Genomic DNA, 14040 nt, shown 5'->3' on the forward strand with positions numbered 1-14040 from the left:
CCCGCCAGATTCGTATCATCGTCAGGTCACCGCGGGCAGCAATAGATCAAGTGCCACGCCCGCTGGCTCGGGAAAAGTGAGGCCGACGACGACAGCAATGAACGGCAGCATCGCATGCATCCGCCGCGAGCGTGCCGGAGATGCGACAGGAGATCCCGGCACGGTATCCACTTTGAGTTATCTCATGCAAGGACCAGCGGCTGGAACTATCGGCGAGGCCGCCGCCAGACCACTTGATTTCGCTCAATCTGGCGGCCGCAGCGATGTCGCAAGCCCGCGATCTCGTTGAACGTGGCTGAGAATGTTGCCGCCGCACGGGATTTCGTTCGGGCGCAGTGGATAGAACCTGAGACGTCGCGGTCCGTGAGTTGGCAGAGATTCTCGTTATCGCCCATACGCCAGTTGTGGCCAGCCTTGCAATGATCCCTGTGAAGGAGCGCTTGCGAATTGGTGTTTCTTCATCTCTGCGGTTGATCCTGCTCAAACAACGGTGCTGGTTTCGGGAGAGAGTAACGTTCCGTTAGCTGTGGGACCAAACCATGTCGTTTGAGCGGGTTTTGCGATGGACCCTGGTTGCGATTGCAATCGCCGGATTGGCCGCGGGTATTCTTGCGCGAGCCGCCGGCCGCCTCGATCTGGCCGATCTCGCATGGGCGCTCGGCACTGCGCCCGTGATCGGCGGACTGGCGGTCTCGATCGTCAGGGACCTGCTGGGCGGCCGTCTGGGCGTGGATGCGATTGCGCTGCTGTCGATGAGCGCGGCGCTGGCGCTGGGCCAGCCACTTGCCGGCGCCGTGGTTGCGCTGATGTATTCCGGCGGCAATGTGCTGGAGGACATCGCGATCGCGCGGGCGGAGCGCGACCTGCGATCCCTGGTCGATCGGGCACCGCGGCAGGCTCATCGCAAGAACGACGAGCGGATCGAGGACGTGCCGATCGAGGAAGTCGCAGTCGGCGAACAGCTCCTGGTGCGGGCAGGCGAGATTGTGCCTGTCGACGGTATCGTCGGCTCGGTCTCGGCCACGATCGACGAGTCCGCGGTAACAGGCGAACCCATTCCGGTCGAGAAGACACGCGGCGGCGCAGTGCTTTCGGGCTCACTGAATGCGGGTGAGACCTTCGAGTTGACCGTGACCGCGCCGGCTGGCGAGAGCACCTACGCCGGCATCGTGCGCATGGTAACGGCGGCCCAGACGGCGAAGGCTCCCTTCGTGCGAATGGCCGACCGCTATGCGCTGATCTTTCTGCCGGTGACGCTCGTCATGGCCTTCGTGGCGTGGCGCATCTCCGGCGATCTGACCCGTAGCCTTGCCGTGTTGGTGGCGGCGACACCTTGTCCACTGATCCTGGCCGCACCGGTCGCCTTCATCGCCGGCGTGGCGCAGGCGGCTCGCCGCGGCATCCTGGTCAAGGGCGGAGCGGCGCTGGAGGCGCTGGCGCGCGCGCACACCGTCCTGCTCGACAAGACCGGCACCCTGACCGTGGGAGGGGCGCGGTTGCTCTCCGTCGAGGTCGCGCCGGGGCAGGACGCGGACGAGGTCCTGAGGCTTGGGGCATCGCTCGAGCAAGCCTCGCATCATGTGCTCGCGAAGGCGGTCGTTGCTGCCGCCGTCGATCGCGGTCTCAAGCTGAGGCCGCCGGAACATGTCAAGGAGACCATGGGGTCTGGCCTGAGCGGCCTGATCGATGGACGCCAGGTCACCGCCGGCTCGCGAGAGATGCTTCTCTCGCATGCCGAGCTATCGCCGTGGGAACTGCGCGCCATCCGGCGCGCCTCGTGGCGTTCGGCGTTGATCGTATTCATTGCTGTTGATGGGCGACCAATCGGCGCACTGCTGCTGGCCGACGAGCTGCGGCCCGATACGCCACGCGCGATCCGGCTGCTGCGCGATGCCGGCATTGTGCGGATGGTGATGGTCACCGGCGATCGCGCCGCAGCGGCGCAGGCAATCGGTGCGGCGCTCGATCTCGATGCCGTGCTGGCCGACCGCGTTCCTTCGGACAAGGTCGAGGCGGTGCGTACCGAACAGCGCCAGCATCCGACCATCATGGTCGGCGACGGCATCAATGATGCCCCGGCGCTGGCCGTGGCCGACATCGGGGTCGCGCTCGGCGCTCGGGGCGCGAGCGCCTCGTCCGAGGCTGCAGACGTCGTGATTCTGGCGGACCGGCTCGATCGGGTTGGCGAAGCGATCGTGATTGCACAGCGGGCACGGCGTATCGCCGTGCAGAGCATTGTCGTCGGCATGGGGCTGTCACTGGCGGCAATGGTCGCCGCCACTCTTGGCTGGCTCGATCCCGTGCCCGCGGCGATCGTCCAGGAGGTGATCGATGTTGCGGTCATTCTGAACGCGCTGCGGGCGCTCACGCCGGCCCTGGTCAGGGCCGGCTCGCGCATCACGACAGAGCAAGGCTTGTCCTTGCATCACGATCATCAGGCCCTCTTCAAGGATCTCGACCGGCTGCGCGAGATCGTCGACGCGCTGGACGACGTGACGCCTGAATCCGCCGCGGCGTTGATCGGGGAAGCCCACCGCCTGGTTCAGACTAGCGTCGTGATGCACGAGCGCGAGGATGAGGACAGCGTCTATCCAAAACTTGCAGAGGTTCTGCGCGACCGCCATGGCCTGTCTGCCATGAGCCGCGCGCATCGGGAGATCCTGCACCTCGCCCGGCTGCTCGCTCGGATCGTCGAGGACATTCCGTCTGAGAAGATCGATCGCTATCTGGTCCGGGACGCTCAGCGGGTCATCGAGGCGATTGAAACGTTGGTGCGCATGCACACGGCTCAGGAGGAGGATATCTACGAAGCCGTGGCGGCATAGGCGACAGCTCGATATGCGGGCGGGCCAAGGTTGATCTGGAGGGATTCCCTGCTCCTCCTGTCGCTCAAATATTGGAAGTGTACTGGCGATCTCACCAATGCTGTAGCCGGTCTTTGCCGGTCTTTCCGTCCTTGGCGTAGAGCGCATTGTAGACAGCGCCCATGACGATGCTGTAGCTGAGCAGCATCATCAGAGAGAACAATGCCGGCGAGATGCCGAGCCCTGCATCGAGTGCAAAGAAGCCGAGGCCGATGATCGGGAAGAATGCCAGCCCCATGATGATCCATCCGAAGACTCCGAACACGGCACCCTTCGTCACCCCAGTCTTGCCGGGTAACCGCTGATAAGAGTATCCGAAGACAAGCCCGACCAGTGTGGATCCGTTCAGGAATGATAGCGCCCACGGCACCATCGGATCGACGGAGCTCCCAACCAAATGACTGAGCGTTGCTTGGAGATTGTTGTAGGGCTGAAACGATGGAAGCAGCCCTGCGCGAGATTTGAGATACATCAGCAGCGAATGGGCGATACTGCCGGCAATACCTGCGGCAATCGACTTCCAGATCCGATCGCCAGTTAGTCGAGACATCGGCAGCGCATCCGGAGCCCCAGTAGCTGGCCGGAAACTTGGCTCCCTATTTGCTCCGGCCCCTTGGATATCTTGCGTGCATAGCGCGGCGACAGGACCGGTCTGACCAAATGCTGAAGTTGTGGTGCAAGCCGCAACTGTAACTGCGACGAGCAGCATTCTCATCGCGGTGCTCCGGTTCAGCGAAACACCTGTCAAAGCCTGCCCGCAGTTCGATCCATTTGTCTTGACGTGGATCAACGCTGGAAGGGTTGCCAGACAGGAGAAGCTGGCCTCCCACAACTGCCTTTGTGGCTTCCGATGTATGCAGCATTGAGTGAGCTCAATGCGACACGGCTCGATCAGCTGCATTGTGCCTTGCGATCGGTCACGCCGATGTCGGCATGAGACAGGGCCCACATGCAAAATCCCAAGCGGGCATTTTGGGGTAGTCTGGCGGTTCTCGTCCTGCTCTGGCTGGTTGCGGAACCCCGTCCATTTGGGACCGGTCCCTTTTTCCCGCTTCGCGAGAGGATGGTGCAGTTAAGCGGCGTCCTGGCAATCGGTTGCATGAGCATGGCGATGATCCTCGCGCTGCGACCGCGCTGGCCGGAGGCGTGGCTCGGCGGCCTCGACAAGATGTACGGCTTGCACAAATGGCTCGGCATCGCGGCCCTTGTGACGGCCATTGTTCATTGGCTATGGGCCAATGGCCCGAAATGGGCAGTCGGCTGGGGTCTACTGGCGCGACCGGAGCGTGGGGCGAGGCCCATCATCGAGAATCCCATTGAAGCCTTCTTTGCCGGTCTGCGCGGATTGGCGGAGGGGCTCGGCGAGTGGGCATTCTATGGGACTGTGGTGCTGATCGTTCTGGCACTCGTTCAGTGGTTTCCCTACCGGCTGTTCTACAAAACGCATCGGCTTATCGCCCTTGCGTACCTCGTGTTGGTCTTTCATGCCGTCACTCTGATGAAGTTCAGCTACTGGATGTCCCCGCTCGGCTGGATCATGGGCGGGCTGCTTGCCTGCGGCACGTGGGCGGCCGTTCTTGCGCTCCTGCGGCGCGTGGGCGCTGGGCGGCAGGTCAATGGCAGGATCACCTCTCTGAAATACTATCCCGGCGTCGGAGCAATCGAGACCGAAATCGACGTGCCGCGCGGCTGGCCGGGACACAGACCGGGCCAGTTTGCCTTCGCCACGTCGGACACCTCGGAGGGCGCCCATCCCTACACGATCGCGTCCGCCTGGAACGCTGAGAATCCCAGGATCACCTTCATCACCAAGGAACTAGGCGACCACACCAGCCGGCTGCGGGAGATGCTCCGGGTCGGGCAGGAAGTAAAGGTGGAAGGGCCCTATGGTTGCTTCACTTTCGACGACGATTGCGCGCACCAGATCTGGATCGGCGGAGGCATTGGCATCACGCCTTTCGTCGCCCGCATGAAGGAACTGGCCATGCGGACGGGTACTCCCGCTTGCACCGTTGCGCCGACGGTTCACCTCTTTCACACCACGGCTGATGTCGACGAGGAGGCGCTGGGAAAGCTTGCAGCAGATGCGCGCTCGGCTGATGTGCGCCTGCACGTTCTTGTCGACGCCCGTGATGGACGACTGAGTGGCGAGCGCATTCGCGAAGCGACGCCGGAATGGCGCACGGCGAGTGTCTGGTTTTGTGGCCCGACCGCCTTCGGTGAAGCGCTCAGGCGAGACTTCGCCATGCACGGCTTTCCTGTCGGTGAGAGGTTCCATCAGGAACTCTTCGCGATGCGATAGCGCAGAGATCGAAACCGCCCCGCACTTCGCTGGCGAAATGCCAGGATGCTGTACCTTGCGGCGAGCTGGAGGAAGGACACGCCAGCATGGTCATCTTCCGCTAGCCGCAATAAGTGACCGAAATCCAGTCGGGATGCTGGTCGCTGTTGAGCCAGAGGCAAGCATCCAGCGTCGGCGCTGCTATTGTTCCCCGTGGGTCGGTCAAAATCCCCCGGGTATGGTCACTTGAAACTCCCCCACCTGATGATCGCCGTCAGCGCCGCTGAACAGCAGTAGCCGGTCAGGCAGGACGTTTATGTTCGACCCCTTTAGCCAGCAAGGGGCCGGGGAGTTGAACGTCTTGAAGCGACATCTGCAAAGCACCGTACTTACATTACTTGATCGCAACACCAGCCAGCGCGAGATTCACCGGCTGACGGGTGTCGATCGCAAGACGATCCGGCGTTATCAGGCGCTGCGGGCCGGTGCGGAGGCAAATTCCCCCGGGGAAGTGACCACCGGCTCGGTGAGCGCGGACGGCCAAATTCCTCCACCCCGACCACCGGCTTTTGGGACATCGGAAGCGACGGTCACCAGCAGCCTGGCCCGTTCGGCTTGCGAAGCGCATCGGACGTGGATCGAAGAACAGGTCCGGCTGAAGCGGAACGCGCAGGCGATTTACCAGGACCTGGTTGATCAATTTGGCTTTCCGTCCAGCTACCAGAGTGTCAAGCGGTTTGTGCGCCGGTTGCGGCACGCTGATCCTGAGCAGTTTGATCGTCTTGAGTTCCTCCCCGGCGAGGAAGCTCAGGTCGACTATGGCGAGGGCGCGCCGACGGTTGATCCGAAGAGCGGGCGGTACCGTCGTCCCCGCCTGTTCGTGATGACGCTACGCTACTCGCGGCGCAGCTTCCGGCGGGTAGTCTGGAAGTCCAGCCAACAAGTCTGGGCGCAGCTCCACGAAGAGGCGTTCCGGTATTTTGGCGGGGTCCCCAGCTATGTCGTGCTCGACAACCTGAAGGAAGGCGTCCTCAAGCCGGATTTGTACGAGCCCCAGCTCAACCCGATTTACAGCGCGATGCTGGCTCATTACGCCGTGGTCGCCGATCCCGCGCGCGTGGCCGATCCAAATCGGAAAGGATGCGTCGAGAATGCGATTCAACATACCCAGGGCACTGCGCTGGCCGGACGGCGCTTCGAGACGCTGGAGGCGCAAAACGAGTTCTTGAGGCACTGGGAGGAGAACTGGGCTTCCAAACGCATCCACGGCAGCACGCGCCGTCAGGTCGAGGCGATGTTCCAGGAAGAGAAGCCGCACCTGCGGCCGCTGCCTGTCGCTCCCTTCCGCATCTTCACCGAAGTCGTCCGGACTGTCTGCGACGACACCACCGTACGCGTCGACAACAGCTATTACGCCGCGCGGCCCGCGCCGATCGGCAGCCAGGTCGTCGTGCGCATCTACACCACCACGATCGAGATCCGTGATCGCCACACCCGTGCGCTGCTGCGTGTTCATTCCCGGATGGCGCACCCCGGTTCTGTCGTCCTGCCGACCAGCGAACGGCCGTTCAACCCGTCGCGGCAAACCGCCGTGCTGCTGGCGAGCGCCGAGCGCATCGGACCGCAGACCAGGGCCTTGTGCCAGCAGGTGTTCGACACCGAAGGGCGCCCCGGACAGCGCGCGATGTGGGGCATTGTCGGGCTGGGCCGGAAGTATCCGGCGCGGCTGGTCGAGCAGGCCTGCGCGCACGCCATCGACAACCGCATCTACCGCTACAAGCACGTGCGTGCGACCGTCGAGCGGTTGTTCGAACAGGCGATCGAGCAGGTTGGAGTGACGCCACAGCCGGCATCGCCGCTCACCCAGGATCATCCGCTGATCCGTACCCCCGCGGAATACGGCGACCTCTTCAGCCGCGCTGTGCGGCGCGACGCCGACGACAATGGTCGGCAGGCCGAGGCTCACGACGATCACGCCACGGCAATCCGCGCTCGTGTCGCCTGCGCAACCCCGGCCAACTCCGGCGCCACGAGCGCTCCCGCTGCACCTTCTCACCTTAAACTGGAGACCTAGCCACATGATGACCATGCCGGAAATTGAGCGTTGCCTACGACAGCTGCGCCTGTCGGGTGTCCGCGACACGCTGCAGACGCGCGTGCTCCAGGCGCAGGGCGCCAACCAGCCCTTCCTCGAGACCTTCTCCCTTATCCTGCAGGATGAACTGGACCGTCGTCAGTCCCGTCTTATCGAGCGGCGATACCAGCAATCCGGGCTCGACGAAAAGCTGACGCTCGCCGAGTTCGACTGGTCCTTCAATCCCAAACTGCCACGTCAGACCTGCTTCCAGCTCCACACCCTGGCGTTCATTGCCGCTGGCGAGAACGCTCTGCTTGTTGGCAAACCTGGCACCGGGAAGTCGCACATCGCCAAGGCGATTGCCTATCAGGCGATCCTGCAAAGCCACAAGGTCCAGTATCTTGAGACCGACGACTTCTTCCACCGCTACGCCCTGAACTCTCCGGCACAACGCGAGGTCCGGCTGCGAACCATCATCGACTGCGATCTCCTCGTGCTGGACGATCTATTCCTCGCACGCGCCATCCCCGACGACGCCGGCACTTTGCTGCAGACCCTGATCCATCAGCGTTACAAACTGCGCCGCAGCGTCATCGTCACCTCCAATCGCGTCGTGCAGGATTGGGGGGCATACCTTGGGGACAACACTATGAGCACGACGATCCTCGATCGCCTTATGCATCATTGCCATCTGCTTGAGTTCGACGGACGCAGCTATCGGCTCAAAGAAGCCGCTGAAGCTCTTGCCCGGGAAACAAACTCAAACTAACAGTCCCTTGTCCTGCCTCGCGGGTGGAGGAATTTGACTGACCACACCCGGAGGAATTTGAAGTGACCCGCGGGGCTATTGTTTTCGCATCAAGAGAGTGTCTCCGTCCCTTGCTGGGGTAGAGGCGGCAGGCGGATTGCAAGACGAGCGGCATCTCAAAAGCACTCGGCCTATTGCTTCAGCCGGGCAATCTCAAATACAAAGGCGGCCTGGAAGATTGGTCCGCTCATCGTTCGAACCTCGATCGCCATGTGCTGGCGCTCATCGAGTGGGGGAAGGTCCTTGGCCAAATCGCCTAACGCTCTTGCAGCTTCGATCTCGGCCGCCTTCTGATCGGCGAGATCAAGGCCCTCTTCGTCGGGGTAGAGATCCTGGCCGTCTCTAATGTCGAAGTAATACCGGGTCATCACGGCGCACCCTCTGCAGGCGGGAGCGCGCGTGGTCTCTCAGCCACCGACGCCCATGGTTGGCTGATGTCGATGATACCTGAAAATATGGGGCAAGAGGTCCGATGTTCCAAGCTAATTCTTCTTCGATCCGGGCTCGTCTGGAGGTAGGGAACTCATGGTCGAACGATGTGTTGACTTGGATTGGCTTGCGAGCAGCCGCGCCCGAAGATGCCATGAGCGCAAGCACCGTGGTGGCCAGCCACGACGATCGATCAAGCTGCTTGCAAGCGCTATTCGCCTCAGACAATCAGGCAATGTGACCGGCAGGCGCCGCGTTCACTCAATCGAAGGACAACGAAATGAGGACGAATGACAATCGCACGGCTCGTGCCAAGCGCGAGGCCGACAAGCTGTTCAAGCAGGTCGACACGACGAAGACGAAACAGCCGAGTGACTATGAAATGGCGCAACAGTCGTTTCAAGACAACCGCGAGCGCCTGAAGGCGGAGCGCTTGGCTCGGGAAGCCAAGTCGACTGGTCGACGCAAATAGGGACGTGTTCGGCAGCGCTGCTGTTTCGACGTCAGGGATGGAGAGACGCTCATCGGTGGGCGAGGAGCAAATCCTCAGCGGAAATGCCGACAGTTGAAACGCGCGATGCGCGCACGATCAACGAGGCTGCCGACCCCAATCGGTCCGCCTATCGGGCGAGGCTGGAGAGCGGGAGGATGATCGCAGCGGTCAGGCCGTCATCGAGCCAGGAATACCGTATCGTCCCGTTATGACGGCGGACTGTCGTCTCGATCAAAGTGGATCCGAAACCTCTCGTTTCGGGTTGGCAGACCCGCGGCCCGCCGGATTCATTCCATGTCACCTCCAGACGATCGTCATGAATTGACCAGCCTACACTGACCTGTCCTTCGTCGCGGCTCAGCGCACCGTACTTGGCGGCATTGGTGGCGAGCTCATGAAAAACGAGCGCCATGCTGTTGATCGCATGATCGCCCAGCGCAACGTCGAGCCCCTTCGTCGAGACGCGCTCATACGGCTTGAGGATGGTCTCCATCAGCTGCTGAAGCCCGACCCGCGATATGGTGTCGTGAGCAAAGGGCCGTCTGACCAGCTGATTGGCGTTCGCAAGTGCGAGGAACCGCCCCGACATCTTGGCCACCAACTCCTCCTTGGTGGTCGCGGTGCGCGCGGTCAATCGTAGCATGCCGTCCGTGATGGCGAGAAGATTCTTGATGCGATGGGACATTTCACGCGTGAGTTGCTCTTGCTCCTGCAAAGCTGCCTGAACGACTTCCTCGGCCTGTATCATTCGGATCGCGACGCTCGAGAAGGCGGCAAGCTCGGTCAGGACACGTACATGCTCCAGGGAGAAGAAGCCCGGCTCCGAACCGACGACCCAGAGCGTTCCTGCGCCGCCATCCTCGGCAGGCCGTCGCAAGTGCAAGGGGACGAGCAGGACTTCGGGGATGGAGATGCCCGCGCTCCTGATCCAGCCATAGACCGTCTCCGGATGCTTCATCAGGACTGGAGCATTTTGCTGCAGCGTCACCCCGCAAGGGCTGTAATCAAGCGGGGTTCGTGTTCCTTCAAAGGCCGCGAGAGCACCATGAAGTCCAAACCACCTGAACTCGCGAACCTCGTGCTCCAGGAGGGAAATACCCGCCGATTCTGCTCCGCAGGCCTCCATCGCAAGCCGCACCAGGCGAGGCAGCACCGCTTTCGGATTATCGGCCATGTCATCGGCCAAATCCCGAAACGCAAGCTTCTCGCGCAGATAGTCGGGCGGCTCCGAGGCCCTTTTTGCGAGTTCATCCGTGATGATGATGTCTGCGAGGTCGCGGTGGGCTGGCGCCATTTCTGGTGGTCTCTGGAACCTAGTACCCGGAATCAGAGCTGAGTGATACGGCGGCCTTTGAAACGGCGTTGACGGACCTTTTTCTTGGTCCAGACGAAGGGCTCGGCTCTGTCGTTGTATGCGTTGACGTAGGCATCGATGTGTTCCTGAAGCTGCTTGAGGCTCGTGAAGGAGGTGCCGCTGAGCGACTGCCCCTGCAAGATGGAAAACCATACTTCGACCTGATTGAGCCATGACGCACTTGTCGGCGTGAAATGAAATTGCACGTTGGGGTGGGCCTTGAGCCAGTCCTCGTTCTTTTTATGGGTGTTGAGGTTGTCGAGGATGACGTGAAGCTTGCGGTTCGGAAAAGTCGCGGTGACGCTGTTCATGAAATCGAGAAACTCGACGCGGCGCCGGCGTTTTGAATGGGTCGCGATGATCTTTCCGGTGGCGACTTCGAGCGCCGCAAACAATGTTGTGGTGCCATGCCGCTTGTAATCGTGGCTTTGGCCGGTTAAGGCGCGGCCATTGGGCAACTTCAGATAACCCTGCGCTCGCTCCAAAGCCTGGATCGAGGGCTTCTCGTCCACGCACAGCACAATGGCCTTCGCCGGCGGCGCGACATAGAGGCCGACAACATCGGCGGCTTTGGCCGTAAAGTTCGGGTCGTTGCTCTCGCACCAGGACTTGCGAGCCACCAGGTCAATCTTGTGGCTGCGCAGGAACCGCCAGACATATTGGACATCGACATCGCCCAGCGCCTCGGCCAGCAGGGGGCCGGTCCAGCGCGCAAACCCTTGCGGTGGCGGCTTATCCAGCAGCTTCAGAATCCGCTTGTCGGTCGTCTTCGTATAGATCGGCTGCTTGCCAGGCCGCGGCTTGTCTTGCAGCCCTTCAAGGCCATGGTCGGCATAGCGATGCCGCCAAAGGCTGACAATCCGCGGCTGGACCCCAACTTCCTTGGCGATCGACCGGGTGCTGCGCCCATCCGCCGCCAACAGAACTATCCGCGCCCGCTTCAAATCGCGCTGCAACGTCACCGGTGAGCGACAGCACGCCTCAAGCACCTTGCGATCTTTCCTCGAAAGGTGGACTTCTCTTGCTTCGGGTATCATCCCGACCTTGAATCACGACTCACGTTCCAAGAAAAGTGGGTACTAGCTCGAGCGGGGGACTTGGAACGAATTGGTCTCATCTCAGGAGCGGGCCGTTGAAGATCTTGATCGTCGAAGACGAGCCCCTCATTCTCATGGATGTTGAAGTTCAACTCCTGGAAGCAGGGCACGAGGTGGCCGTGGCAGAGAACGCCGATGTTGCCGTCCGGATGCTGGCGGAGAGCATGTTCGACCTGCTGCTAACCGATATCGACATGCCGGGTTCCATGGATGGACTGCAGCTGGCGAGCGCGGTGAGAGATCGATGGCCGCCCGTCAGATTGGTCCTGATGTCGGGTAAGAGGCATCCTCACGTAACTGAAATGCCCTCGCAAGCGCGCTTTCTCAGCAAGCCACTGCAACCAGCTGAACTCATGAAGGCCGTGGCGATTTGGTAGCGAAGCAAAGCGCACGAGGACAACGATGTTGCCTCACTTCTGGCCGTCCCGGCCATCATCCCAAGGACGCCTGCCGCGCGCATCGCGATCCCATGCTCGCTCCTTCGGGCGGCCTGTCGCTTCATCCGCGTTTTCTTTTGCGCGGATGGCCTTGATCTGATTCCGGGAGAGCTCCTCTTTGCTTTAAGCCGCAGCCGGCCAACAGGCCAAAAGCAAAACCATAATGAGCGCTCTCATCACTTCCGATAGCATGGATCCGGCGCGCCGTCCGTTAATTCTGCGTCCGCCCATCGACGGTTTGCGGCCGATCCGGCTCTAGGGAACGACGACCACAGCGCAAGGAGCGAGGCTGACGAGCTTTTGGGAGACGCTGCCGAGCAGCAAGCCGGCCAGCTGGCCGCGTCCGCGCCGTCCCACGACGATCATCTTGGTCGACGTCTGGGCCGCGAGATCGATCAGGGATTGGGTGATGTCACCCCAGCATGTCCGAACGTCAATGTGGATGGGACCTGCTTCGCGCGCACGGGCTTGCGCGGCCTTGAGGGTCTGCCCTGTCAAGGCTTCCAACAGGTCACCGGCGGTGGCTCCGCCGTGCGGAAGTTGCCGAACCTCTTCCCCCAGAAGTCGATCGGCAACCGTGACGATCAGGAGATCGCATGCCAACGCTCTGGCAAGCTCTGCCGCCACGTCGATCGCGCGGCATGCGCCGCTCGATCCGTCAGTTGCCACCATGATGTTCGTCATGAGAAAGTCCCCTGGGCCTTTTGAGCATTCTGCCGGGTTGATCGCCAGCATACGTCGGGAGGCCGCATGCGTTCAGTCCCCGCGCGACCGCGATACTCCGGGTGCTGAACCGGCTGGAGCCGCTGCCGTGCGCAAACGGAACCTGGCCACGGGCATTTTCCGGCAGCGTCAGCGTTCCTGCCAGCCACAGCGGCGGCATGAGAACGTCGAGCGATTGATCGCTTTTCATGCACCGCCCCCCGGTCTGGTCAGCCCTGTAGATTTCTAAGCGGCGCCGGAAGATGGGCCATCAACTTCTCGAATTCGCCGGGATCCAGCTTTTCCCACAGCACTTCGTAAACGCCGCGGGCTGCGCCGAGCGCAGTGAGCGGGAACTGCGGTGGAAGCTCCTTGGCGACATGTGCCGCAAATTCCTCGATATGCCGTTCCTTGGTCGGCGTTGCCGCCATGCGCCAGCCCTCGTAGTAGATACCGCGCACCATGATCGGCAGCTGAGCCCCGAGCTTGACCACCACCTCCGGCGGCAACCGATCGCGCAACGCATGCAGAACGGCTCGCAATGCACTGTAGGCCTGATGGCGGTTCTCCAGGGCCAGCTGCTCGTCGATGGCCTTGAGCCAGACATTTGTTTCCTGGACCGAATGGTCCAACGCAGTCACACCGGTGGATATGCTCATGATGTTGCTCCCGGACCAGAGACAGATCGTTGATTATTCGCGGGCTCGGGCTGGCCTGCTTTGACGTGCCGCAAGGTTCCCACGGCGGATTGCCAATCGGATCGGGTTGATCTCGCGCAAAGTTTTGGGCGCACCGTGTGCTCAGAATGTCCGTTCGATAGGAGGAGCGCGACCATGCAAACCCCGGCTCAAATCGAGTTCGAGCACGTGACGGCGTCGCCGAAGCTGCAAGCTGCGATCGACGGGCACATCGCTGAGCTGGAAAAGCGCTACGGTCGAGCGACGGCGGGCCGCATCATCGTGAGAGGCCCCGGTGATCGTCACAAGACGGGCGGTCAATACCAGGTAAGCATCCGGCTGTCCCTTCCGGAAGGGCGCGAGGTCAATGTCGGACGGACGCCCAAGCAGGATGAGAGGTACGCCGATCTGACCTTTGCGGTGGACGATGCATTCAAGCGCGCACGGCGGCAGCTGCAGGACCAGGTGCGCGTGATGCACGGCCAGACCAAGCTCGCCGGTTGGGACCGTCGTGCGTATCGATCCCAGCGGCGAGTTCGGCTTTCTGGAAGGGGCCGACGGCCAGGAGGTCTATTTCAATCGTAACAGTGTTGTGGAGGGGCGCGCGAGCATCGCCGTCGGCTCGCGTGTCAGCTTTGTTGAGGAGCGCGGAGAGAAGGGGCCGCAGGCCAGCACGGTCAGGGTTCTGAACAAGCACAGCTTGCGGACGTAGGTGCTCCATCACTGAATTGTGCATGATGGTTTAGTAGCTGGATGCCTCGGGCCGCATTGGCGCGGAGCGATCGGCTGCGCCTTGGGGCTCGAAGCTCGCGACTACCGTG

The 14040-nt window shown here is 61.9% G+C and carries 16 protein-coding genes; 8 read left to right on the forward strand and 8 right to left on the reverse strand.

Annotated elements, in window-relative coordinates:
- Nucleotides 1-21 precede the first annotated feature (21 nt).
- Entirely contained in the window at nt 22-171 is a 150-nt protein-coding gene (locus ABIF91_RS33390; RefSeq protein WP_424579623.1) for a hypothetical protein, read from the reverse strand.
- A 368-nt stretch (nt 172-539) separates the two neighbouring features.
- On the opposite strand from ABIF91_RS33390, the gene ABIF91_RS33395 reads away from it, so the two are divergent.
- Nucleotides 540-2825: a heavy metal translocating P-type ATPase gene (locus tag ABIF91_RS33395; RefSeq protein WP_028180522.1), complete on the forward strand. Its 2286-nt coding sequence runs from the start codon at nt 540-542 to the stop codon at nt 2823-2825.
- Nucleotides 2826-2916: 91 nt separating this feature from the next.
- Here ABIF91_RS33395 and ABIF91_RS33400 read toward each other — a convergent pair whose 3' ends face one another.
- On the reverse strand, nt 2917-3573 hold the full coding sequence (locus tag ABIF91_RS33400; RefSeq protein WP_424579624.1) for a DUF6789 family protein: 657 nt from the start codon (nt 3571-3573) through the stop codon (nt 2917-2919).
- A 240-nt stretch (nt 3574-3813) separates the two neighbouring features.
- Here ABIF91_RS33400 and ABIF91_RS33405 point away from each other — a divergent pair, with 240 nt between their 5' ends.
- The 3 genes from ABIF91_RS33405 to istB all read left to right on the forward strand — a co-directional run bounded on the left by ABIF91_RS33405 (nt 3814) and on the right by istB (nt 7991).
- Nucleotides 3814-5166, forward strand: coding sequence for a ferredoxin reductase family protein (locus tag ABIF91_RS33405; RefSeq protein WP_284282877.1), 1353 nt, complete (start codon nt 3814-3816; stop codon nt 5164-5166).
- Nucleotides 5167-5461: 295 nt separating this feature from the next.
- Nucleotides 5462-7219, forward strand: coding sequence for an IS21-like element IS1631 family transposase (gene istA / locus ABIF91_RS33410; RefSeq protein ID WP_100214066.1), 1758 nt, complete (start codon nt 5462-5464; stop codon nt 7217-7219).
- Nucleotides 7220-7223: 4 nt separating this feature from the next.
- A complete protein-coding gene (istB, locus tag ABIF91_RS33415) occupies nt 7224-7991 on the forward strand; it encodes an IS21-like element IS1631 family helper ATPase IstB (protein ID WP_038952109.1) in 768 nt (255 codons plus the stop codon).
- Between the two features lie 170 nt (nt 7992-8161).
- On the opposite strand, the gene ABIF91_RS33420 is transcribed toward istB, so the two are convergent.
- Entirely contained in the window at nt 8162-8398 is a 237-nt protein-coding gene (locus ABIF91_RS33420) for a DUF6894 family protein (protein ID WP_028182355.1), read from the reverse strand.
- A 341-nt stretch (nt 8399-8739) separates the two neighbouring features.
- Here ABIF91_RS33420 and ABIF91_RS33425 point away from each other — a divergent pair, with 341 nt between their 5' ends.
- Nucleotides 8740-8931 carry a hypothetical protein gene (locus ABIF91_RS33425; protein ID WP_028182356.1) on the forward strand — a complete coding sequence of 64 codons (192 nt, stop codon included), beginning with the start codon at nt 8740-8742 and terminating at the stop codon, nt 8929-8931.
- Between the two features lie 148 nt (nt 8932-9079).
- Here the strand turns inward: ABIF91_RS33425 and ABIF91_RS33430 are convergent, their stop codons facing one another.
- On the reverse strand, nt 9080-10246 hold the full coding sequence (locus ABIF91_RS33430; RefSeq protein WP_028182357.1) for a sensor histidine kinase: 1167 nt from the start codon (nt 10244-10246) through the stop codon (nt 9080-9082).
- Between the two features lie 32 nt (nt 10247-10278).
- A complete protein-coding gene (locus tag ABIF91_RS33435) occupies nt 10279-11343 on the reverse strand; it encodes an IS630-like element ISRj1 family transposase (protein ID WP_011084514.1) in 1065 nt (354 codons plus the stop codon).
- A gap of 95 nt (nt 11344-11438) precedes the next feature.
- Here ABIF91_RS33435 and ABIF91_RS33440 point away from each other — a divergent pair, with 95 nt between their 5' ends.
- Nucleotides 11439-11780, forward strand: coding sequence for a response regulator (locus ABIF91_RS33440; protein WP_035674989.1), 342 nt, complete (start codon nt 11439-11441; stop codon nt 11778-11780).
- A gap of 315 nt (nt 11781-12095) precedes the next feature.
- Here the strand turns inward: ABIF91_RS33440 and ABIF91_RS33445 are convergent, their stop codons facing one another.
- From ABIF91_RS33445 to ABIF91_RS33455, 3 genes are read right to left on the reverse strand one after another with little or no spacing between them, the layout of a single operon-like run.
- Nucleotides 12096-12524: a universal stress protein gene (locus ABIF91_RS33445; RefSeq protein ID WP_035674991.1), complete on the reverse strand. Its 429-nt coding sequence runs from the start codon at nt 12522-12524 to the stop codon at nt 12096-12098.
- Nucleotides 12499-12753: a hypothetical protein gene (locus ABIF91_RS33450; protein WP_155252021.1), complete on the reverse strand. Its 255-nt coding sequence runs from the start codon at nt 12751-12753 to the stop codon at nt 12499-12501. The genes ABIF91_RS33445 and ABIF91_RS33450 overlap by 26 nt, the downstream gene beginning before the upstream one ends.
- Nucleotides 12754-12772: 19 nt before the next feature.
- Entirely contained in the window at nt 12773-13201 is a 429-nt protein-coding gene (locus ABIF91_RS33455; protein ID WP_035674993.1) for a DUF2267 domain-containing protein, read from the reverse strand.
- A 174-nt stretch (nt 13202-13375) separates the two neighbouring features.
- Here ABIF91_RS33455 and ABIF91_RS33460 point away from each other — a divergent pair, with 174 nt between their 5' ends.
- Complete coding sequence (locus tag ABIF91_RS33460) at nt 13376-13804, forward strand: HPF/RaiA family ribosome-associated protein (RefSeq protein ID WP_424579625.1); 429 nt, start codon at nt 13376-13378, stop codon at nt 13802-13804.
- Nucleotides 13731-13931, forward strand: coding sequence for a cold-shock protein (locus ABIF91_RS33465; protein ID WP_424579626.1), 201 nt, complete (start codon nt 13731-13733; stop codon nt 13929-13931). Before ABIF91_RS33460 ends, ABIF91_RS33465 begins: the two co-directional genes overlap by 74 nt.
- The last annotated feature ends 109 nt before the right edge of the window (nt 13932-14040 follow it).

The organism is Bradyrhizobium sp. USDA 241, assembly GCF_049739505.1.
Taxonomy (GTDB): domain Bacteria; phylum Pseudomonadota; class Alphaproteobacteria; order Rhizobiales; family Xanthobacteraceae; genus Bradyrhizobium; species Bradyrhizobium liaoningense.

Coding starts and splice junctions, on each gene's coding strand:
- ABIF91_RS33395 (WP_028180522.1), top strand. CDS start 540: ATGTCGTTTGAGCGGGTTTTGCGATGGACCCTGGTTGCGATTGCAATC.
- ABIF91_RS33400 (WP_424579624.1), bottom strand. CDS start 3,573: ATGCTGCTCGTCGCAGTTACAGTTGCGGCTTGCACCACAACTTCAGCA.
- ABIF91_RS33405 (WP_284282877.1), top strand. CDS start 3,814: ATGCAAAATCCCAAGCGGGCATTTTGGGGTAGTCTGGCGGTTCTCGTC.
- istA (WP_100214066.1), top strand. CDS start 5,462: ATGTTCGACCCCTTTAGCCAGCAAGGGGCCGGGGAGTTGAACGTCTTG.
- istB (WP_038952109.1), top strand. CDS start 7,224: ATGATGACCATGCCGGAAATTGAGCGTTGCCTACGACAGCTGCGCCTG.
- ABIF91_RS33420 (WP_028182355.1), bottom strand. CDS start 8,398: ATGACCCGGTATTACTTCGACATTAGAGACGGCCAGGATCTCTACCCC.
- ABIF91_RS33425 (WP_028182356.1), top strand. CDS start 8,740: ATGAGGACGAATGACAATCGCACGGCTCGTGCCAAGCGCGAGGCCGAC.
- ABIF91_RS33430 (WP_028182357.1), bottom strand. CDS start 10,246: ATGGCGCCAGCCCACCGCGACCTCGCAGACATCATCATCACGGATGAA.
- ABIF91_RS33435 (WP_011084514.1), bottom strand. CDS start 11,343: ATGATACCCGAAGCAAGAGAAGTCCACCTTTCGAGGAAAGATCGCAAG.
- ABIF91_RS33445 (WP_035674991.1), bottom strand. CDS start 12,524: ATGACGAACATCATGGTGGCAACTGACGGATCGAGCGGCGCATGCCGC.
- ABIF91_RS33450 (WP_155252021.1), bottom strand. CDS start 12,753: ATGAAAAGCGATCAATCGCTCGACGTTCTCATGCCGCCGCTGTGGCTG.
- ABIF91_RS33455 (WP_035674993.1), bottom strand. CDS start 13,201: ATGAGCATATCCACCGGTGTGACTGCGTTGGACCATTCGGTCCAGGAA.
- ABIF91_RS33460 (WP_424579625.1), top strand. CDS start 13,376: ATGCAAACCCCGGCTCAAATCGAGTTCGAGCACGTGACGGCGTCGCCG.